Annotated in this window: 25 protein-coding genes; 19 read left to right on the top strand and 6 right to left on the bottom strand. The window is 38.4% G+C overall.

From position 1 onward, the window contains the following. The first annotated feature begins 102 nt into the window (after positions 1-102). From HR057_RS10350 to mtnA, 4 genes are read left to right on the top strand one after another with little or no spacing between them, the layout of a single operon-like run. Positions 103-1,608, top strand: a complete 1,506-nt coding sequence (locus HR057_RS10350) for a sugar ABC transporter ATP-binding protein (protein WP_173731361.1) — start codon at positions 103-105, stop codon at positions 1,606-1,608. Position 1,609: 1 nt separating this feature from the next. Beyond that, positions 1,610-2,599 carry an ABC transporter permease gene (locus HR057_RS10345; protein WP_173731360.1) on the top strand — a complete coding sequence of 330 codons (990 nt, stop codon included), beginning with the start codon at positions 1,610-1,612 and terminating at the stop codon, positions 2,597-2,599. Positions 2,600-2,616: 17 nt separating this feature from the next. Further along, the gene (gene mtnK, locus HR057_RS10340; protein WP_173731359.1) at positions 2,617-3,840 is read left to right on the top strand and encodes an S-methyl-5-thioribose kinase; all 1,224 of its coding nucleotides are present in this window, start codon (positions 2,617-2,619) and stop codon (positions 3,838-3,840) included. Positions 3,841-3,856: 16 nt separating this feature from the next. Beyond that, the gene (gene mtnA, locus HR057_RS10335; protein WP_173731358.1) at positions 3,857-4,918 is read left to right on the top strand and encodes an S-methyl-5-thioribose-1-phosphate isomerase; all 1,062 of its coding nucleotides are present in this window, start codon (positions 3,857-3,859) and stop codon (positions 4,916-4,918) included. A 54-nt stretch (positions 4,919-4,972) separates the two neighbouring features. Here mtnA and HR057_RS10330 read toward each other — a convergent pair whose 3' ends face one another. Further along, entirely contained in the window at positions 4,973-5,734 is a 762-nt protein-coding gene (locus tag HR057_RS10330; protein ID WP_173731357.1) for a DeoR/GlpR family DNA-binding transcription regulator, read from the bottom strand. A gap of 220 nt (positions 5,735-5,954) precedes the next feature. On the opposite strand from HR057_RS10330, the gene HR057_RS10325 reads away from it, so the two are divergent. The 13 genes from HR057_RS10325 to HR057_RS10265 all read left to right on the top strand — a co-directional run bounded on the left by HR057_RS10325 (position 5,955) and on the right by HR057_RS10265 (position 14,917). Beyond that, positions 5,955-6,734 (top strand): class II aldolase/adducin family protein, encoded by a 780-nt coding sequence (locus HR057_RS10325; RefSeq protein ID WP_173731356.1) that lies wholly within the window; start codon positions 5,955-5,957, stop codon positions 6,732-6,734. A gap of 13 nt (positions 6,735-6,747) precedes the next feature. Next, complete coding sequence (locus HR057_RS10320; RefSeq protein ID WP_329955868.1) at positions 6,748-8,403, top strand: aldehyde dehydrogenase family protein; 1,656 nt, start codon at positions 6,748-6,750, stop codon at positions 8,401-8,403. Between the two features lie 5 nt (positions 8,404-8,408). Then, positions 8,409-8,729 (top strand): BMC domain-containing protein, encoded by a 321-nt coding sequence (locus HR057_RS10315; protein ID WP_173731354.1) that lies wholly within the window; start codon positions 8,409-8,411, stop codon positions 8,727-8,729. Between the two features lie 31 nt (positions 8,730-8,760). After that, positions 8,761-9,051 (top strand): BMC domain-containing protein, encoded by a 291-nt coding sequence (locus HR057_RS10310; RefSeq protein WP_173731353.1) that lies wholly within the window; start codon positions 8,761-8,763, stop codon positions 9,049-9,051. After that, positions 9,048-9,491, top strand: coding sequence for a BMC domain-containing protein (locus tag HR057_RS10305; RefSeq protein ID WP_173731352.1), 444 nt, complete (start codon positions 9,048-9,050; stop codon positions 9,489-9,491). Before HR057_RS10310 ends, HR057_RS10305 begins: the two co-directional genes overlap by 4 nt. After that, positions 9,488-9,763, top strand: a complete 276-nt coding sequence (locus HR057_RS10300) for a BMC domain-containing protein (protein ID WP_173731351.1) — start codon at positions 9,488-9,490, stop codon at positions 9,761-9,763. Before HR057_RS10305 ends, HR057_RS10300 begins: the two co-directional genes overlap by 4 nt. A 65-nt stretch (positions 9,764-9,828) precedes the next feature. Continuing rightward, on the top strand, positions 9,829-10,104 hold the full coding sequence (locus HR057_RS10295; RefSeq protein WP_173731350.1) for a BMC domain-containing protein: 276 nt from the start codon (positions 9,829-9,831) through the stop codon (positions 10,102-10,104). 13 nt (positions 10,105-10,117) lie between these two features. Next, positions 10,118-10,786 carry a phosphate propanoyltransferase gene (pduL, locus tag HR057_RS10290; RefSeq protein WP_173731349.1) on the top strand — a complete coding sequence of 223 codons (669 nt, stop codon included), beginning with the start codon at positions 10,118-10,120 and terminating at the stop codon, positions 10,784-10,786. A gap of 15 nt (positions 10,787-10,801) precedes the next feature. After that, positions 10,802-11,065: a EutN/CcmL family microcompartment protein gene (locus tag HR057_RS10285; RefSeq protein WP_173731348.1), complete on the top strand. Its 264-nt coding sequence runs from the start codon at positions 10,802-10,804 to the stop codon at positions 11,063-11,065. Between the two features lie 32 nt (positions 11,066-11,097). Beyond that, positions 11,098-12,432 (top strand): CoA-disulfide reductase, encoded by a 1,335-nt coding sequence (locus HR057_RS10280; protein WP_173731347.1) that lies wholly within the window; start codon positions 11,098-11,100, stop codon positions 12,430-12,432. 39 nt (positions 12,433-12,471) lie between these two features. Beyond that, a complete protein-coding gene (locus HR057_RS10275; protein WP_173731346.1) occupies positions 12,472-13,308 on the top strand; it encodes a CoA transferase subunit A in 837 nt (278 codons plus the stop codon). After that, on the top strand, positions 13,305-14,033 hold the full coding sequence (locus tag HR057_RS10270; protein WP_173731345.1) for a CoA-transferase subunit beta: 729 nt from the start codon (positions 13,305-13,307) through the stop codon (positions 14,031-14,033). The genes HR057_RS10275 and HR057_RS10270 overlap by 4 nt, the downstream gene beginning before the upstream one ends. Before the next feature lie 377 nt (positions 14,034-14,410). After that, on the top strand, positions 14,411-14,917 hold the full coding sequence (locus tag HR057_RS10265; RefSeq protein WP_173731344.1) for a DoxX family protein: 507 nt from the start codon (positions 14,411-14,413) through the stop codon (positions 14,915-14,917). Between the two features lie 47 nt (positions 14,918-14,964). Here the strand turns inward: HR057_RS10265 and HR057_RS10260 are convergent, their stop codons facing one another. Together HR057_RS10260 and HR057_RS10255 are read right to left on the bottom strand one after the other, a co-directional pair. Next, positions 14,965-15,144, bottom strand: coding sequence for a YfhD family protein (locus tag HR057_RS10260; RefSeq protein ID WP_173731343.1), 180 nt, complete (start codon positions 15,142-15,144; stop codon positions 14,965-14,967). A gap of 48 nt (positions 15,145-15,192) precedes the next feature. Beyond that, entirely contained in the window at positions 15,193-15,327 is a 135-nt protein-coding gene (locus HR057_RS10255) for a YfhE family protein (RefSeq protein WP_173731342.1), read from the bottom strand. Between the two features lie 178 nt (positions 15,328-15,505). On the opposite strand from HR057_RS10255, the gene recX reads away from it, so the two are divergent. Both recX and HR057_RS10245 read left to right on the top strand, forming a co-directional pair. Further along, the gene (gene recX, locus HR057_RS10250; RefSeq protein ID WP_173731341.1) at positions 15,506-16,327 is read left to right on the top strand and encodes a recombination regulator RecX; all 822 of its coding nucleotides are present in this window, start codon (positions 15,506-15,508) and stop codon (positions 16,325-16,327) included. Positions 16,328-16,590: 263 nt separating this feature from the next. Next, positions 16,591-16,908 carry a YfhH family protein gene (locus HR057_RS10245; protein WP_173731340.1) on the top strand — a complete coding sequence of 106 codons (318 nt, stop codon included), beginning with the start codon at positions 16,591-16,593 and terminating at the stop codon, positions 16,906-16,908. 51 nt (positions 16,909-16,959) lie between these two features. On the opposite strand, the gene HR057_RS10240 is transcribed toward HR057_RS10245, so the two are convergent. The 3 genes from HR057_RS10240 to HR057_RS10230 form a co-directional block, all read right to left on the bottom strand. Continuing rightward, complete coding sequence (locus tag HR057_RS10240; RefSeq protein WP_173731339.1) at positions 16,960-17,115, bottom strand: YpzG family protein; 156 nt, start codon at positions 17,113-17,115, stop codon at positions 16,960-16,962. Between the two features lie 68 nt (positions 17,116-17,183). After that, positions 17,184-17,342 (bottom strand): small acid-soluble spore protein K, encoded by a 159-nt coding sequence (sspK, locus tag HR057_RS10235; protein WP_173731338.1) that lies wholly within the window; start codon positions 17,340-17,342, stop codon positions 17,184-17,186. A 73-nt stretch (positions 17,343-17,415) separates the two neighbouring features. Continuing rightward, positions 17,416-18,399 carry a metal-dependent hydrolase gene (locus HR057_RS10230; protein ID WP_173731337.1) on the bottom strand — a complete coding sequence of 328 codons (984 nt, stop codon included), beginning with the start codon at positions 18,397-18,399 and terminating at the stop codon, positions 17,416-17,418. Positions 18,400-18,481: the final 82 nt, after the last annotated feature.

The raw sequence follows: 18,481 nt of genomic DNA, 5'->3' as shown, positions 1-18,481 counted from the left end.
ACCGATAAAATAGCTTCAGTTTGAGTGAAAAGAAAAAGCCTTGAACCATAAATATTCTCGTATTTTGAGATGAGTTTATGGGGAGAAAAGGAAGGGATACCGATGGAAAAGACCATTTTAGAAATGAAAAATATTTCTATTGAATTTCCAGGTGTAAAAGCTTTAAATAACGTTAATTTTACGACTGAAACAGGAACGATTCATGCATTGATCGGCGCCAATGGTGCTGGGAAATCAACCTTGATGAAAGTGCTTGCTGGAGCATACAATCATTATACTGGTGAAATTTTTATCGATGGAAAAAAAGCATCTATTAAATCTCCGAAAGATGCTCAAAACTATGGAATCCAGATTGTGTATCAAGAAGTAGATACCGCATTGATCCCTTATTTAACCGTTGGCGAAAATATAATGCTCAATGAAATGGTTAATGGAATGGGGACTAAACAAATTGTAAAATGGAATGAGATTCATGAAAAAGCAACAGAAATATTAGCAAGTATGCATGTCCATGTTCCATCAAAAAAACTAGTTTCCGAATTAACATTAGCTGAAAAACAAATGGTGTTAATTGCAAGATCTATATCGCAACAATGTAAATTTTTAATTTTAGATGAACCTACTGCACCTTTAAGCATGTCTGAAACGAAAGAGTTATTTCGAATTGTAAGAGACCTTAAAGCAAAAAATGTAGCGGTTATTTTTATTTCTCACCGCTTGCCGGAGCTTTTTGAAATTTGTGATGATATTACAGTCATGAGAAATGGAGAATTTGTTGTAAAAGAAAAAATTGCTGAAACAACACAAAATAATATTATTGAAGCGATGTTAGGAAAGAAATTGGAAGAACAATTTCCAAAATATAATGTGAAGATTGGCGATTCAGTCCTGACCGTGAAGGGGCTTTCTGATAAAGAGAAAATAAAAGATTTTAGCATGTATGTAAAAGAAGGAGAAATTGTTGGTCTTGCCGGCCTTGTTGGAGCAGGTAAAACAGAAATTTGCAAAGCTTTATTTGGTGCTTCTCCTATTACAGCAGGAGAAATTTATTTAAAAAATAATCAATTGAATTTGAAAAGTCCTTATGATGCAGTAAGGGCAGGAATTGCTTTAGTGCCGGAGGAAAGGCGCAAAGAAGGTGTGCTCGTCTTTGAATCTGTCACTACGAATCTTACTGCTCCTAGTCTCAAAAAATTTACAAAGTATCTAAGTTTCTTAGATTTTAACAGTGAAAAAAACGCAGCCAAGGATATGATCAATCAATTAGGCATTAAAACACCAACAACTGAAACGAAAGTACAAAATTTATCGGGTGGTAATCAGCAAAAAGTTGCCATCGGCAAATGGCTTTTGACTGATGCCGATGTATATATTTTTGATGAACCGACCAAAGGTGTTGATGTTGGTGCGAAGAAAGACATCTTTGAGTTGATTGCCGAGCTTGCAAAACGAGGAAAAGCGATTATTTACGCAACTTGTGAGCTGTCGGAAATTATGGGGATTACGGATCGTGTATATGTCATTTACGATGGACAAGTTGCTAAAGAGTTGGAAACTTCCAAAACAAATGAAGAAGAACTGCTATTTTATTCAACTGGAGGGCGGTAGGATGAGAGGACAAGTATCGATCAAAAAACAAAATACCTTTGATTTGTTTGATTTTTTATATAAGTACGGCACGATCATTACTATTTTTGCCCTAATCATCATTTTTGCTTTAGCAAATCCAGCTTTTATTCAAACATCAAATATTATTAATATTTTACGCTCCATTTCAATTGTGACGATCATTGCTATTGGTATCACAATTTCCTTATCTGTCAATGGGTTTGATTTATCTGTTGGATCTGTGGCATCACTTAGTAATGCGATTGTCATATCGATGTTTGTATGGTATTCACAAAATACGTTTACAGCGATTGCTGCTGCTCTTCTAGCTGCATTCGTTGTTGGTGCCTTAAATTCATTTTTGATCGTAAAAGTAAAAATTCCTGATATGCTGCTTACCCTTGCAACGATGTTTGTCGTCCAAGGGATTGCATTGACTTATACAAAAGGGGCGACTGTTTCCCAAAACATGGTTATGCCTGATGGGACTTTTGCAGAAGGAATCATTAGCCCGCTATTTGCGAAAATTGGACAAGTTCCTTGGATAATTATCATTATGGTCATCGTTGTCATTTTAGTTCATTTATTTTTGACGTACACGAAGCATGGCCGCTATATGTATGTCATCGGCGGCAATATCGAAGCTGCAAGACTTTCCGGTATTCCAGTCAATAAATATAAAGTTCTCGCTTATTTATTATCTGCTTTCTTTGCAGCCGTTGGAGGCATTGTTCTTGCATCACGTGTCATGACCGCTGAAATTAATGCAGGTGCTCCTTATTTGATGGATTCTGTCGCAGCTGCATTCATCGGTTTTTCCGTACTTGGTGCGGGGAAGCCTAATGCAGTAGGAACTTTTGTCGGTGCGGTCTTGATTGGTATTTTGCAAAATGGTTTAGTTATGTTGTCAGTCCCTTATTATGCGATGGATATCGTAAAAGGAACTGTCTTAGCATTTGCGTTAGCATTAACTTATTATAAACAAAAATAGCTTGGGAGGTTGTTCAAATGGCAGACTTTCAAACGAAGTATTTTACGATGACTGAATCAGATGCGGTAGAGTATGCAAAGACAAGATTGAATTTTTTTGATGCGGATGCTGAGCTTTCTTGTAAAGAAATTGGCGATGGCAATTTAAACTATGTATTCCGTGTTGTTGATGAAAAAAATAACAAGTCCATCATTATTAAACAGGCAGGTCCTGTTGCTAGAATTTCAGATGAGTTTAAAGTATCTCCTGACCGCAACCGGATTGAAAGCGAAATTTTAGCATTGCAAAATGAGCTTGCACCTGGTTTTGTTCCAAAAATGTATCAGTATGATCCGATTATGAACTGCACCGCAATGGAAGATTTATCTGACTACGAAATTATGAGAACGGCGCTTATTAAGCATAAGAAATTCCCGTTATTTGCCGATCATATTTCTACATTCATGGTTAATACGCTTTTATTCACATCTGATGTGGTTATGAACCATAAGGAAAAGAAAGAGCTTGTAAAAAAATTTACAAATCCTGAGCTTTGTGAAATTACTGAAGATCTTGTATATACAGAACCTTTTTATGATTGTCCGCGCAATGATGTTTTTGAAGGTTCAAAGGAATTTGTAAGAGAGTATATTTGGAATGACCAAAAGCTTGCCTTTGAGACAGCGAAGCTTAAGTTTGAGTTTATGACGAATGCCCAATCGCTTATTCATGGTGATTTGCACACGGGCTCCATTTTTGTGAAAGAAGATTCAACGAAAGTGATCGATCCTGAATTTGCTTTCTATGGACCTGCTGGTTATGACGTAGGAAATGTTATTGCCAATTTAATTTTTGCTTATGCAAATGGCTTGTTTACGATTGAAGATGAAAATGAAAAGAAAGAATATTTGAGTTATATCGAGGATACGATTCGTGATGTAATCGACCAATTTACTGAAAAATTTAAAATTGCTTGGGATGAAAAGGTGACGGAACAAGTTGCCAAACAGCCTGGCTTTAAAGAATATTATTTAGATTCTATCTTACAAGATACATCAGCAGTTTGCGGATTGGAGTTGTGCCGAAGAATTATCGGTATTGCCCATGTAAAGGATATTACATCGATTACGGATGCTGACAAACGGGCTAAAGCTGAAAAAATATGTTTAATTGCTGGTAAAACATTTATTTTAAATCGTGATTCGATCCGTCAAGGTAAAGATTTTGTGAAAGTCCTTCAAGATGCTATTAAAGAAGTGTAAAAGGGGGAATGCGTTTATGCCAGTAGATGTAATCCAGTCTGTGAAGTTGGACGATGAAAAAAACGCGCTGATTCTTTTGGATCAAACATTGCTTCCAAATGAAAAAGTGTTTTTAGAGCTGACGAAAGTAGAAGGTATTTGGGATGCGATTTATGAATTGAAAGTTAGAGGGGCTCCAGCCATTGGAATCGCAGCTGCTTATGGCGTCTATTTAGGTACGAAAATGTCAAAAGCGGAAAACTATGATCAATTATATGAAGATTTTAAAAAAGTAAAAGATTATTTCGCAACATCCCGTCCGACAGCTGTGAATTTATTTTGGGCGTTAGACCGTATGGAAGCTCGTTTCAAAAAAGAAGCCGGGAAAACGGCCGTTGAAGTGAAACAAGCATTGAAAGAAGAAGCCGATCTGATTCGTGCAGAAGATGAAAAAGTTTGTGAAGCTATCGGCCGCTATGCGCTTTCATTGCTAAAGCCAGGCATGGGGCTTTTAACCCATTGCAATGCCGGAACGATTGCGACTGCAAAATACGGTACAGCTTTGGCGCCAATCTATCTAGGCCAGCAGCAAGGATACAATTTTAAAGTGTATGCAGATGAAACAAGGCCACTCCTCCAGGGAGCAAGGCTAACAGCTTGGGAGTTACAAGAAGCTGGTGTTGACGTCACTTTAATTTGCGACAATATGGCATCGATTGTCATGAAAGAAGGAAAAATACAAGCAGTATTAGTAGGCTGCGACCGTGTGGCTGCCAATGGCGATGCCGCCAACAAAATCGGAACATCAGGGGTTGCAATTTTAGCGAAACATTACAATATACCGTTTTATGTTTGCGCACCGCTATCAACGGTTGATTTGAATTGTAATACAGGAGCTGATATTCATATTGAGCTTCGTCCAGGGGAAGAAATAACGAAGAAATGGTATGAAAAACCGATGGCACCAGAAGGAGTAAAAACATATAATCCAGCTTTTGATGTGACCGACAATGAATTAATTACGGCAATCATTACAGAAAACGGCATCGCTTATCCGCCGTATACAGAAAGTTTGCCAAAGATGTTTAAAAAGGAGTAAGAAAAAAATTCTGTAAGAGGCTGCCCCCGTCCTCTTACAGAATACATTTCTTTACTAATCACATTCAATTAATTTTACGTTTCTCTCCTTCAAAAATTCATGCCATTCTTCAGATAGTTTCTGATCGACAATAATGGCATCAATTGAATCAAAATCACAAATGCTGGCAAAGGAAGTGCGGTTAAACTTCGTATAGTCAGCTATTAAAATTGTTTTATTTCCATGTTCTGCTGCTAGTTTTCTCATGCCAGCTTGCAACTCATTTGAATCGGTGATGCCATGATTCATGCTGATGGATCTGCATGAGATAAAAGCAGTATCGAAAAAATATTGTTTTAAATGAAGTTCAGCATTTCGACCGACATTCGATAATGATGATCGATCAAGCGTACCGCCAATGACGACAATATTAATATTTGGATTGTCGCTAAGGGCGTTCACGATTTTAATGGAATTCGTGACAACCGTTAGTTTGATGTCTTTCAGCATGCTTGCGATGACTAACGAAGTTGTCGAAGCATCTAAAAAAATGGAATCACCATTTTTTATGTATTGCAAACATTTGGAGGCAATTTTTTGTTTGCCTTCCACGTGGATATGTTCCCTTAACTTGACATCTACGTCATTTTGGACGCCTTCTGAAATGTAGGCACCGCCATATGTGCGGATCAAAACACCTTCATCTTCAAGCTGTTTAAGATCACGGCGGATCGTTTCTTCCGTCACTTTAAAAAGCTTTGTAAGTTCTGCGACGGTTACGCTTTTTTTTACGAGAATCATTTGTTTGATTTTATTTTTACGAGCGATTGGCAACATGGGAATACTCCTTTATTTTGCTTTTATGAACGTATTATTCGATACGATTATATCATTGATTTTTTTGTTCGGTTGTATTTTATACGAAAAATAGAAACAACCAAAAATAAACCCACAAAATCAAACATAAATTATGTATAAAACCTAAAAAGTTATTGACAATTACGTGTTTCAAGGTAGAAACTTTTTATAAAGAAAACTCTTAAGGAGGTGCTTACGTTTGATAGATAGGAAACAATATTATTCTGACTTTGAAGCGAAAAAACTAATTTGTGAAGTAGGGAAACGTCTTTATAACCGCAATTTTGTGGCAGCCAATGACGGAAATATTTCGATCAAAGTTGGACCAAATACACTTTGGACAACCCCTACGGGCGTCAGTAAAGGTTTTATGACCCCGGATATGTTAGTAAAAATTGATCTAAACGGAAAAGTAATTTCGGGAAAATTAAAACCTTCATCCGAAATAAAAATGCACTTAAGGGTATACAAAGAAAACCCGGAAGTAAATGCAGTCGTTCATGCCCACCCGCCAGTGGCTACTGCATTTGCGATAGCCGGCATTAGTTTGGACAGACCGATTTTGCCGGAAGCAGTCGTCTTGTTAGGAACAGTGCCAGTTGCACCTTATGCTACGCCAGGAACAGAAGAAGTACCGGATTCCATTGCACCTTATTGCAAAAGTCATAATGCGGTTCTTCTTGCTAATCACGGGGCGCTGACTTGGGGAAGAGATATCATGGAAGCTTATTATCGAATGGAATCATTGGAGCATTACGCTTTAATTACAATGTATTCCAATAACATCATTAATAAAGTAAATGAACTGAACTGCACACAAGTTTCGGATCTTTTAGGCATTCGCAACCGATTAGGAATAAAATCAGGCGGTGTTCCCCCATGCAAGATTGATAATGAAAATGATAAAGCAAAAGAAGAACTTTTAGAAAACATCATCCAGAAAGTAACAGAAAATGTATTGGCACAGTATCGAAAGTGAGGCGAGAAGTCACGTGTCTATCAATTTATCCGAACAGGATATCCAAAAAATCATCCAATCTGTCATGAAAAATGTTGAAGAGGCTCTTGGACAACCACCCCAAGAAACAAAAGAAGTTGTTGGGGCGGCCAGTCCAATAAAGCCAATTAAAATGAAGACGATCAATCATGCAGAATCAAAAACGGATGGTTCATTAAATCAGGAACAACAAAAACCAATGATATTTCCTGGCATGCTAACACCGCTTGGTTCAAAACCAGGAACGCATGCAGGAAACAAAACGGTTTCGTCTGTTCAGAGCGGAAGTGAAAATGGTGTTTTTGAAAACATGGAAGATGCGATCAATGCAGGGTACAAAGCGCAGCAAATTTACGTCAAAAACTACTCAATGAAGAACCGTGAGCAAATCTTAACAGCTATTCGCGAAGCTGTCATTAAAGAAAAAGAAATACTTGCGAAAATGGTTTTTGAAGAAACGAAGATCGGTCGCTTGGAAGATAAAATTGCTAAACATGAACTGGCAGCAAAAACACCTGGAACGGAAGATTTAAAAACAGATGCTTGTTCAGGCGATGCCGGTTTAACGATTGTTGAGCAGGCACCATATGGATTAATCGGGGCTATTACTCCAGTGACAAATCCAACCGAAACGATCATTAATAATACGATTGCGATGCTTGCAGCTGGAAATGGGGTTGTATTCAATGTCCATCCATCATCGAAAAAGTCATCGGCTTATGTTATCAATCTTATAAACAATGCAATTAAAGAGGCCGGCGGACCAGAAAACCTTGTATCAATGGTAAAAAATCCTACGATGGATACCATTCAAACACTCATTGAAAGTCCAAAAGTTAAATTGTTAGTTGGAACCGGTGGACCGGGACTTGTGAAAACATTGCTTCAATCAGGAAAGAAGGCCATCGGCGCAGGAGCTGGAAATCCGCCAGTTATCGTTGATGATACTGCAGATATTGAAAATGCAGCGAAATCGATCGTGCTCGGTGCATCGTTCGATAACAATATACTATGTATTGCTGAAAAAGAAGTTTTTGTTATAGATTCAGTCGCTGATGATTTAATCTTCCACTTGCTAAACAATGGCGCTTATATGCTAAGTCCAAATGAACTAGCACAAATTGAGCGTTTTGTTTTAGAAGAAAATAAAGAGAACAAAGCATTTGGGTGTTCATTAAACAATAAGCGGGAATATCATGTGGCTAAAGAATGGATCGGCAAAGATGCGGGAGTGATCCTTGCTCAAATCGGTGTAAAAGCAAGTTCTGATATCCGCTTACTTATTTGCGAAGTTGATTTCGATCATCCGCTTGTTCAGCTTGAACAAATGATGCCAATCCTACCAATCGTACGAGTGGCCGATATTGATGAAGCGATTGAACTCGCAGTAAAAGCTGAACATGGAAACCGCCATACAGCAGTGATCCATTCCAAAAATGTTGACCATATGACGAAATTTGCTAGAGCCATTGAAACGACGATTTTCGTGCAAAATGCTTCCTCTTTAGCAGGGGTTGGCTATGGCGGAGAAGGCCATACAACGATGACAATTGCTGGGCCAACTGGCGAAGGTATTACATCCCCTCGGACATATACAAGACAACGACGATCTGTCCTTGCTAATGGCGGATTTCGTATCATTGGTGGGTGAAAATGATGGGGAAAGCGATTGGCTTTTTGGAAGTGCAAGGCTATAGTGTCGCTATGGCGGCCATGGACAAAGCGTGTAAAGCAGCGGATATAACGATTGAAGGAATTGATTGCAACAACCCGCTATTAGGTGATAGAGCCCCGATCCCGGTTGTCATTCAAGTAAAATTCAGCGGCAAAATTGATGACGTCAAAGCAGCACTAGAAGTTGCAGAGCAAACTGCTGTACAGTTAATCGACGAAAAAGATGTACAAACCCATCTCATATCTTCGGCTGCTTGCGGCTTAGAAAAGCTGCTTGCAATAGGGAAGGTTACTAAGAAGTAAACGCAAGTTTCGTTAGGAGTGTAAAAATTAAATGAATCAATCGATTGGAATTATTGAAGTGATTGGTTTAACAGCAGCCGCTGCCTGTATAGATGCGATGGTAAAATCAGCTTTTGTAGAAGTTTATAATATTAAACAAACGGGGTCGGGAATGCTTACGATCATCATCCAAGGGGATTTAGCTTCTGTTCAATTCGCCGTTGAAAAAGGAGCGGATATTGCCCAGTCGTTTGGTGAGCTCATCGGGGCCCATGTCATCCCTAGACCTTATAGCGGTTTAGAAAAAATAATTGGATTCAAAAGTAAAGGTGATCTGCAATGAAAGTTGTTGAAGCGATCGGAATCGTTGAGTTGCAATATTTTACTTATGCATTAGAAATTGCAGATCAAATGATGAAGGCAGCTGGTGTTGAGCTTTTAAAAAGTGAGAATTATTTGGGCGGCAGACTCGTTTCTTTAGTCATTGGAGGCAGTATTTCTGATGTTAAAACGGCTATTGAGGTTGCAAAAGAAACGTGTGAAAGCAAACAACAAAATCCATTGAAAATGGCTGTTTTGATTACTAATCCACATCGGGAAATTTTGAAATTTATAGTGTCTTCTGAAAAAGAAGATGAAAAAAATCAAAGTGAACAAGAAGCGATCGAACAAAAAGATCGTGATGAAAATAAACAAAATGAGACTCAAATGAAACAAAAACGGCAAAGTAGAAGAAGAAATTCAAAAAATAAAACAGACGATTCGAGGAGGAACGAACCATGAATGAATCATTAGGAATTATTGAAACAAAAGGATTAACTGCAGCCATTGAAGCGGCTGATCAAATGTTAAAAGCAGCTAATGTTGAAATCGTAGGCACTGAAAAAATCGGTTCTGGTTTAGTATCTGTCATTGTCAAAGGCGATGTTGGCGCTGTAAAAGCTGCAACAGAGGTAGGTGCAGAAGCAGCGCAACGAATCGGCGAGTTAGTTGCTGTTCATGTCATCCCAAGACCGCATCAAGATATTCAAAAAATCTTGCCTTTCATTAAATAAGCTTAAGATTTGTTAAGCTGTAAAAAACAAAATAAAAATAAGAGGAAAAGCTAGGAGGAAGAAAAATGAGTGGATCATTAGGAATTATTGAAACAAAAGGATTAACAGCTGCAATTGAGGCAGCTGATGCAATGTTAAAAGCTGCGAACGTACAAATCGTAGGCACTGAAAAAATCGGCTCAGGATTAGTTTCTGTTATTGTTACTGGTGAAGTTGGTGCGGTTAAGGCAGCAACAGAAGTAGGTGCAGAAGCAGCGCAACGAATTGGCGAGTTAGTTGCAGTACATGTAATTCCAAGACCTCATTCTGATGTAGAGAAAATTTTGCCTATTTTAAAATAAGCGGTGAATACAGGTGAATGAAGTCAACAGAAACGTTCTTTTGGAAGAGATCACGAAAGCAGTTTTTGAAGAATTACAAAAACAACAATTGATTACTATTAACGATTGGAAGAACAAATACGTTCCAATCAGCGTTTCGGCAAGACATATACATCTTGAGCAAGAACATGTTGATATTTTGTTTGGAAAAGGCTATCAACTGACAAAATATAGAGATATTTCTCAGCCTGGCCAATACGCTTGCAATGAAACGGTAACTATTAAAGGACCGCGAGGAATGATCGAAAACGTACGAGTCCTTTACCCAATTCGTAAACAAACACAAGTAGAAGTTGCTGAAAGCGATGCAAGACGTTTAGGAATTCATCCGCCAGTAAGAGAATCTGGGGATTTAAAAGGTTCTGCGCCTATTACTGTCATAGGTCCGAAAGGCGTAGTGAACTTAGAAGAAGGTTGTATTATTGCCGATCGCCATATTCATATGACTCCAGAAGATGCAAAACGATTTGGTGTTAAGAACGGTCAGAAAGTTTCCGTTGAAATTAGCGGGCCAAAAGGCGGCATCATGCACAATGTTACCATTCGCGTAAAAGATACTTATGCTTTGGATATGCATATTGATGTCGATGATGCCAACGCTTTTGGACTGAAAGGAAATGAATTTGGAAAAATCATACCTTAATTGGAGGTACGAACTATGATTATTGGCAAGGTCATTAGTAAAGTCGTATCTACGAGAAAGCATGAAAGCCTTCAAGGACATAAATTTCTCGTAATACAACCTTGCTATGGAAAGAGCGATGAATATTTTGTTGCAGCTGATAATATTGGCGCTGGTGAAGGAGAACTCGTACTTGTTACACTCGGCGATGCGGCTCAACATGCCCTAACAAGACAAGCTCCGATCGATGCGATTGTTGTCGGGATCATCGATCAAGAGCCGAACATTGGGAAAAATTAATTTTTTCCCAAGAGAATGGACGGTGTAAATGAATGAAGCTTGTTGTCATTGGTGGGGTAGCAGCTGGTATGTCTGCTGCCTCTAAATTAAAAAGAATCAATAAAGATGCCCAAATTATCGTATTTGAAAAAGGCAATGTTTTATCTTACGGTGCTTGCGGCCTTCCTTATTTTGTATCCGGGGAAAATGACGATTACAAAAAATTAATCGCAAGACCGAAAGAACATTTTGATAAGATGGGGATTCAAACATATCTTCAACATGAAGTCGTTAAAGTTGTTCCAGAAAAGAAGCAAGTGATGGTTAAAGACTTAGTTGAAAACCGGTTGTTTATTGAATCATTCGACAAGCTGCTCATTGCAACTGGCTCGACGCCGATCGTTCCTCCACTCCCAGGTATAGAACTTGGCAACATCTTTGTTCTTAAAACGTTGGAGGATGCCATTCGACTGAAAGAGAAAGCAACTCATGCGAATGTCAAACACGTAACGATCATTGGAGCCGGCTATATCGGCATTGAAGTTGCTGAAGCAATGGGAACGTTAGGCAAACAAGTGAAAATCATTGAACTGGCGGAAAGAAGCTTACGGCCATTTGATCCGGAAATTTCTGATCTTGCAGAAAATGAGTTAAGGCGCCAAGGTGTTGAACTTCATTTTAATGAGAAAGTGGAAGCATTTTTTGGATCAAATGGTGTAGTGGAATCGGTCAAAACAAACAAAAATGTGTATAAAACGGATTTAGTTGTGTTGGCCATAGGGACAAGACCAGCCACAAAGTTTTTAAAAGGGTCTGGCATTGCGCTTGCACCGAATGGGGCGGTCATCATCGATCGTGAAATGAGAACAAATGTGAAAGATATTTATGCCGCTGGCGACTGTGCTGAAGTTTACAATAAAGTCATGGAAGAAAATTCTTATCTACCACTTGGCACGAATGCCAATAAATGCGGGCGAATAGCCGGTGCCAACATCGCAGGTAGTCATATTAAATACGTCGGCACATTAGGAAGTGCAGCGATAAAAGTATTTGATTTAGAGCTAGCTCGGACAGGGATGTCAGAATCGGATGCTAAAAATCTAGCTATCGATTACGCGACTGTCTTTGTTCAAGCGGTTGACCATCCCGGCTATTATCCAAATCAAACACCGATTTGGATTAAATTAATTTATGAGAAGCGGACAAGGCGAATATTAGGTGCGCAAGCGGCAGGGGCTAAAGGAGCTGTTCTTAGAATTGATGTGTTTGCCGTTGCGATCCATAACAATATGACAACCGACGAACTAGGCATGACAGATTTATGTTATGCACCTCCATTTGCAAGTGTTTGGGATGCGATTCATATTGCAAGCAATGCAGCGAAATAGCCTGCTTCTTGTTTGAGGCAAAACAATGGTGGTGAAGTTATGAGCAAAATTATCACGTTAAATGAAGCGGTTGCCACGATCAATAATGGTGACACGGTTGGCATTGGCGGAAATGTTTTGCATCGGGCGCCAATGGCTTTTGTTCGGGAAATGGCAAGGCAAAAGAAAAAGCAACTAAAAATAGTCAAAACCGCAGGCGCCCACGATATCGATTTGCTTTGTGCAGTCGGGGCCGTTTCTTCTGTTGATGCTGGCTTTGTCAGTTATGAAACAAAATACGGGCTTGCCGAGCATTATCGGAAAGCGGTGCAAAGCGGCGAAGTGATCGCCAATGAACATGCTTGCTATACGGTTATTTGTGCGCTTCGCGGTGCTTCCATGAACGTTCCATTTATGCCGGTCAAAGGTTTAAATGCTGGTGACCTTCTCTTAGAAAACGATTATTTTATCGTTGTGGAAGATCCATTTGGCAGCGGAGAACCAGTCACGCTCGTTAAATCGATTTTACCGGATGTTGCCGTCATCCATGTTCATGAATGTGATAAAAACGGCAATTCCATTATATACGGTCCTAAATTTGAAGATGTCTTATTAAGCAGAGCGGCCAAACGGGTTATTATTACGACTGAACAAATTGTGCCGGAATATAAAATAAAAATGAAAAGCGACCGCGTGGATATCCCAGGATTTTTAGTAAGCGCAGTTGTGCACGCGCCTAAAGGAGCAAGCCCGTGCAGCTGTTATCAAAAATATGATGTCGATCATCAAGCCCTTTCAAGCTTTATTGCTAGAAAAGAAAAAGCGGAAATTGAAGCTTTTATTAAAAGCTATGAAACGAAAGATTATGCAGGGGAGAGGGGGATACAAAAACGATGAAAACAAGTCTTTACCGTGTCGTTGATTTAATGACTTGTGCAATTGCCAACATGCTTTCAGATCACGAAACCGTTTTTCACGGCGTATCCTCCCACCTGCCGATGGTTGCGATTCAGCTTGCGAAACAGAAGCATGCACCTAATCTTGTCCATTTGAACATCCCCGGTGGTGTGAACCCTGCTTCTATTTCTGAAGAATGTTATTCATCAGCGAGCGGGAACTTGCTCAAAGGTGCGGAGGCTTATTTTCCGTTAGAGCAAATTTTTGATTTATCGATGCGCGGCAAATTGGATGTAGCTTTTTTAAGCGGTGTTCAATTTGATATTCATGGCAATGTCAATGCCTCTGTCATTGGTTCTTATAAAAAGCCAAAAGTGCGGCTCCCTGGAGGAGCTGGAAGTGCTGTACTCATACCGACTGCCAAAAAAGCGATAATTTGGCGCACGAAACATGATCGAAGAACGTTCGTTGAACAAGTGGATTTTATTACGACAAGAGGAAATGTGTGGAAAATCGTAACACCGCTTTGCATTTTTATTTTTAAAAATGGCAAGCTGCATTTAGAAAGCATCCACCCAACGTCATCGTTGGAGGAAGTAAAAGAAAATACCGGTTTTGAACTTCTGTATGATGATATCAAATTTACAACACCGCCAACAGAAGAAGACTTAAAACTGTTGAAAAAAATCGACCCGAAAGACTTTCGTTCATTAGAATTCAAATAGAAACAATAGCAAACCCTTTGCGAAAATATCGACTTTGGCAAAGGGTTTTTCTGTTGGCTAAAATTGTGAAAAAAGTGTGAGAAAGTTGTGACTTACATTTGAATAAAAAATGTCATCATTGTGAAGTCCATTGAATAGTAAATGGCAAAAATGTATAGTTAAAGTAAAGAAAGATATTAAAAAAAATTTACAAAAGAAAGAGGTAAGTCCAATGGATCACTTACTTATAAAAATATTACAAAATGGACAAGCGTTTAGATAAGTCAAATTGAAAAACTTATTGAATAATTTGTGAAATACTGAGCAATCATCTTCTTTAATCATATGATATTATATACTATTAAAAACTTTTAAATATTTAAAAGGAGTGGGAAACTATGAAATGGATGAAAGGGCCTATAATGTCAGGCGTGTGGACGATCGTTAGAATTTGGTTAGGTATTCAATGGATAGAAGCAGGTTGGCATAAAGTAGTAGATGGATTTGACGCTAGTGGATTCATTCAAGGAGCAATCGGCAAAGCAGCAGGAGACCACCCAGCAGTATCTTCTTGGTACGCGGCATTTCTTGAAAATGTGGCATTGCCAAACTCTGGTTTATTCAGCTTCCTAGTCGCATGGGGTGAATTGTTAGTCGGAATCGGACTTATTATCGGTTGTTTAACAATTCCTGCATTATTAGCCGGTGCATTTATGAACTTAAACTTCTTATTAGCAGGTACAACAAGCACAAACCCAGTGTTATATACAGTTGCAATCATCTTGTTAGCTGCAGGTTCTGCAAGCTACTACTACGGTGTCGACCGATTCTTAGTTCCTTATATGAAAGAAAAATTCGGCAAAAAACGTATGAAAGAAGAAACAGAAGGACACGCAACGGTTTAGTAAACAAACACGGGACGGCCATTACACACCGTCCCGTTTTTTTATATTTATTCTTTCTTTTTAGATTTCACACGGCGGTCGGCTGCTTCAGTACGTGCTTGTGCTTCAAGATCATCTTGATCAGCTAATTCTTGAGAAAATTCGATATCCCGTCCATCAGATGTTGTTTGTGCATATTTTGGTGTTTGATCTCCTTTTTTATTTTGACGGCTTTGTCCTCTTGTCATAATAATCCCCTTTCGAAATGATTTAAAAAGTAAATATGTATGTCGGCTTTAAGCGTTAGGATTTCGCGGTGCAAACCCGCCTGCACGATCAGCTTTTTTAAAAGCTCTTTGATATAAAACTTCTTGTGCTGCTGTTAACGATCTTTTATTTTCCCTGTCCCGCCTTGCTTTACTTTTAGACATAGGTAAACCTCCATGAAAAAATTTTTTCTTTTAAAAGTATGAACGGAAAAAAATGAAGTTATTCAAAATGGGACAAATCTTTTTGGAAACAGTTTGGGAATAGGAAATCGGTAAATGAAGACAAATCAAATAACCTTTGCCGTCCTTTCGTTGGTATAATAAGAACTGGGTGATTTCCATGTTTAAAATAGTAAAGATTACAACTCAAAAAAATAATAAAGAGCGGTTTAACGTTTATGTTGATCGCATCACCGGTGATGGTGAGGATTATTTTTTCAGCGTCGATCAAGATGTATTAATAGAATTTCGATTAAAAAAAGGAAATACATACACGGATGAAGAATTGAAAGAAATTTTATATAAAGACAAAATAAAAAAGGCTTATCAGTTGGCGTTAAAATTTTTAACTTCACGAATGAAATCAGAAAAAGAAATGCGTGAATATTTGCTTTCAAAGTCGTATGAGGAAGAGATTGTTTCCATTGTCATAAACAAACTGAAAGAACACCAATATATTAATGATTTAGAGTTTGCGAAAGCTTTTGTCCGATCTCGAATGAACCAGCAAGTTAAAGGACCGTTGTTGATTCGTCAAGAGCTGCAGCAAAAAGGCGTCTCTGAAGAATATATAAATGAGGGTTTGAAAGAATATCCTGAGGAAAAACAGTTTGAAATTGCCAGCCAATTTGCTCAAAAATTTGCTAAACAAAAAAAAGGGCTGACGGAATATCAAGTTCGGCAAAAAATTGGCCAAACTTTACTTTCAAAAGGATTTACATTACCGATTGCCAAAAGAGCATCCAACGAATTAGTGATTGAACAAGATGAACAAGAATTGCTTCTAGCTGTAATGAAACATGGAGAAAAAGCTTATAAAAAATACAGCAATAAATATGAAGGATGGGAATTAGAGCAGCGGGTAAAACAATATTTATACCAGCGCGGTTTTAGAGTAGAGGAGATTGAAGCATTTATTGCACAATATAAAGAAATGAACTAAATGGATTGGCGGAAAGGTTAATTGCTATAGTAGATGTTGGAAAGTTCTAGCATCAGTTGCGAAAAATGAGTAGCTAGCCTCACAATTGCTATAAAACGAACGAACGAAGGTGCGAATCCAAACAAACAATGAAAAAGCTTAATCTCAAAATATTGTCTTCCACCATGGTGTAGACTAAAATAAGTAAAATTGTTCTTTGTCACATCTGAGAGAATCCTTTATACTAAAACTTATGGTCCAATACAAAATGTGGAGTGGGGAACATGGAAAAACGTTATAGTGAAATGACGGAATACGAATTGAAGCTCGAAATAGGAAAGTTGCAAGAAAAAGCGAGAAAAGCGGAACAAATGGGTATGATTAATGAATTTGCCGTGTATGAAAGAAAAATTGCGATGGCGAAAGCATACCTTTTAAGCCCAAGCCAATTTCAACCGGGGGAAGTATATGAAATTTCAGGCGACCCAGGTTCATTATTTACAATCGAATATTTGAAAGGTGTATTTGCTTGGGGAAAACGTCAAGGTAAAGAGGAATTGGAAGGCATTCCGATTTCGTTATTAATAAAGCCAGAGAAGTAAATGATTCTCTGGCTTTTTTGAGGTGTATATTTGCATCCGTAATTGGCTAGGCTATGAGCGTTTTCTTGTTTCTGTTTCTAAAATAATTTGATTGACGGTTTGACGTGTTTCACCGTTTATTTGATGCCAAGAATGCTTTGGATTTGCATGTCCTTTTAGGAACGGATCTTTATACAAGTTGTCATAGAACTTTTTATATTTTCCCATGGTGGTCATCTCCTGTTGGAAGAAAGTCTAACCAGCTTGGAACAAGTCTTTCTCTATAGTGCACACATTTACTTAGAAGGACGTCTTTCATTGGACATCCGCATGCGCTCTTGTGGATGGGTGTTGATTTGTCCGTTTGCCCTTAATGATGAATATTCAGGCTTTGCCCTTCCTTCACCGTTAAAACTTTTTCGGGCAGGAAAATTTGTTTCTTTATTCCGGACCATTCGAAACCCCTCCTTATGAGTTGTGAATGTTCATTCGAACATCCATTACATAGTGTAAGTTAAACGGCGACATTTAATTCTCCGGAGCGATTTCTAATTTCTTCATTAACTTTTCTTCACTAAATATCCAGCCAGTGTACGAACTTACAATATTTAATGATTGGTCAAGCTGTACTACTGCGACAAATGGATAATAACCTTTGCTTCGATAACGAAGATCAATAAACCGCACTTCGTAATGGTCGTTATATTCATCAATTTCCCAACGATACACTGGAGAGAACGATAAAAATGCCGATAAATTTTCATCTTTCATCGCTGCTTTGATGATAGGTGTATCTGGTACAGGTACTTTTTCATATTCATCAAGAATGTTAATTTCCAGATCAACCGCCCGTGCAACATAAAATTTTGTTTTCGTTGTAATCGCTAAATGCCATTGATTGAAACGATAAGTTGGCGAAATAATGATTTGGGTTGTATCAGGTATTCGTTCTTTTACTTTATGGATAATTTGCCTTTTTGTATAATAACGAAGGACGTAATAACCGATTAAAACGATATAAACCCCTAAAAATGTATAGCCCGGATCAACACCATAGCGCCAAATGGCAATTCCGACGATATGGGCAAAAAAGATGAATGGATCAAACGTATTTATAATGCCTAAGGCAATCCATTTTTTCGTAAACGGGCGCAAAGCTTGTGTCCCATATGCATTAAAAATATCAACAAACACATGCAGAACAACTGCAATGAATGTCCATAGAAATAAATGAAACACATTGGCTTCAGGCGAAAACAATGTGATCGCCCCAGTAATTAATAATGGCCAAATAAACAAAGCGGGGATCGAATGGGTAATTCCGCGGTGATTGCGAATATATTTTGCATTATTTTTCAGCTTAAGAATCGTATCGAGATCAGGTGCTTGAGAACCAATTAATGTTCCGATCATGATTGTTTGTGCTGTAATTTCATGGTTCCCAACGACGGGATCGAGGGTAGCCAAGCCTCCTAGTGCAATTCCCATTACGACGTGGGTGCCAGTATCCATGAGTAAAATCCTCCTAGCGATTTGCAAAATAATTCAATTCAACTGTATTATACTTCAAAAATTTTAATTTCATTTGAAATAC

The sequence above is a fragment of the Calidifontibacillus erzurumensis genome (assembly GCF_013303125.1).
GTDB lineage: Bacteria > Bacillota > Bacilli > Bacillales > Bacillaceae_J > Calidifontibacillus > Calidifontibacillus erzurumensis.
The sequence above is the reverse complement of the archived record's forward strand: the minus strand, read 5'-3'. Positions and strand labels throughout refer to the sequence as shown.

Coding starts and splice junctions, on each gene's coding strand:
- HR057_RS10350 (WP_173731361.1), top strand. CDS start 103: ATGGAAAAGACCATTTTAGAAATGAAAAATATTTCTATTGAATTTCCA.
- HR057_RS10345 (WP_173731360.1), top strand. CDS start 1,610: ATGAGAGGACAAGTATCGATCAAAAAACAAAATACCTTTGATTTGTTT.
- mtnK (WP_173731359.1), top strand. CDS start 2,617: ATGGCAGACTTTCAAACGAAGTATTTTACGATGACTGAATCAGATGCG.
- mtnA (WP_173731358.1), top strand. CDS start 3,857: ATGCCAGTAGATGTAATCCAGTCTGTGAAGTTGGACGATGAAAAAAAC.
- HR057_RS10330 (WP_173731357.1), bottom strand. CDS start 5,734: ATGTTGCCAATCGCTCGTAAAAATAAAATCAAACAAATGATTCTCGTA.
- HR057_RS10315 (WP_173731354.1), top strand. CDS start 8,409: ATGGGGAAAGCGATTGGCTTTTTGGAAGTGCAAGGCTATAGTGTCGCT.
- HR057_RS10310 (WP_173731353.1), top strand. CDS start 8,761: ATGAATCAATCGATTGGAATTATTGAAGTGATTGGTTTAACAGCAGCC.
- HR057_RS10305 (WP_173731352.1), top strand. CDS start 9,048: ATGAAAGTTGTTGAAGCGATCGGAATCGTTGAGTTGCAATATTTTACT.
- HR057_RS10300 (WP_173731351.1), top strand. CDS start 9,488: ATGAATGAATCATTAGGAATTATTGAAACAAAAGGATTAACTGCAGCC.
- HR057_RS10295 (WP_173731350.1), top strand. CDS start 9,829: ATGAGTGGATCATTAGGAATTATTGAAACAAAAGGATTAACAGCTGCA.
- HR057_RS10285 (WP_173731348.1), top strand. CDS start 10,802: ATGATTATTGGCAAGGTCATTAGTAAAGTCGTATCTACGAGAAAGCAT.
- HR057_RS10280 (WP_173731347.1), top strand. CDS start 11,098: ATGAAGCTTGTTGTCATTGGTGGGGTAGCAGCTGGTATGTCTGCTGCC.
- HR057_RS10275 (WP_173731346.1), top strand. CDS start 12,472: ATGAGCAAAATTATCACGTTAAATGAAGCGGTTGCCACGATCAATAAT.
- HR057_RS10270 (WP_173731345.1), top strand. CDS start 13,305: ATGAAAACAAGTCTTTACCGTGTCGTTGATTTAATGACTTGTGCAATT.
- HR057_RS10265 (WP_173731344.1), top strand. CDS start 14,411: ATGAAATGGATGAAAGGGCCTATAATGTCAGGCGTGTGGACGATCGTT.
- HR057_RS10260 (WP_173731343.1), bottom strand. CDS start 15,144: ATGACAAGAGGACAAAGCCGTCAAAATAAAAAAGGAGATCAAACACCA.
- HR057_RS10255 (WP_173731342.1), bottom strand. CDS start 15,327: ATGTCTAAAAGTAAAGCAAGGCGGGACAGGGAAAATAAAAGATCGTTA.
- recX (WP_173731341.1), top strand. CDS start 15,506: ATGTTTAAAATAGTAAAGATTACAACTCAAAAAAATAATAAAGAGCGG.
- HR057_RS10245 (WP_173731340.1), top strand. CDS start 16,591: ATGGAAAAACGTTATAGTGAAATGACGGAATACGAATTGAAGCTCGAA.
- HR057_RS10240 (WP_173731339.1), bottom strand. CDS start 17,115: ATGGGAAAATATAAAAAGTTCTATGACAACTTGTATAAAGATCCGTTC.
- sspK (WP_173731338.1), bottom strand. CDS start 17,342: ATGGTCCGGAATAAAGAAACAAATTTTCCTGCCCGAAAAAGTTTTAAC.
- HR057_RS10230 (WP_173731337.1), bottom strand. CDS start 18,399: ATGGATACTGGCACCCACGTCGTAATGGGAATTGCACTAGGAGGCTTG.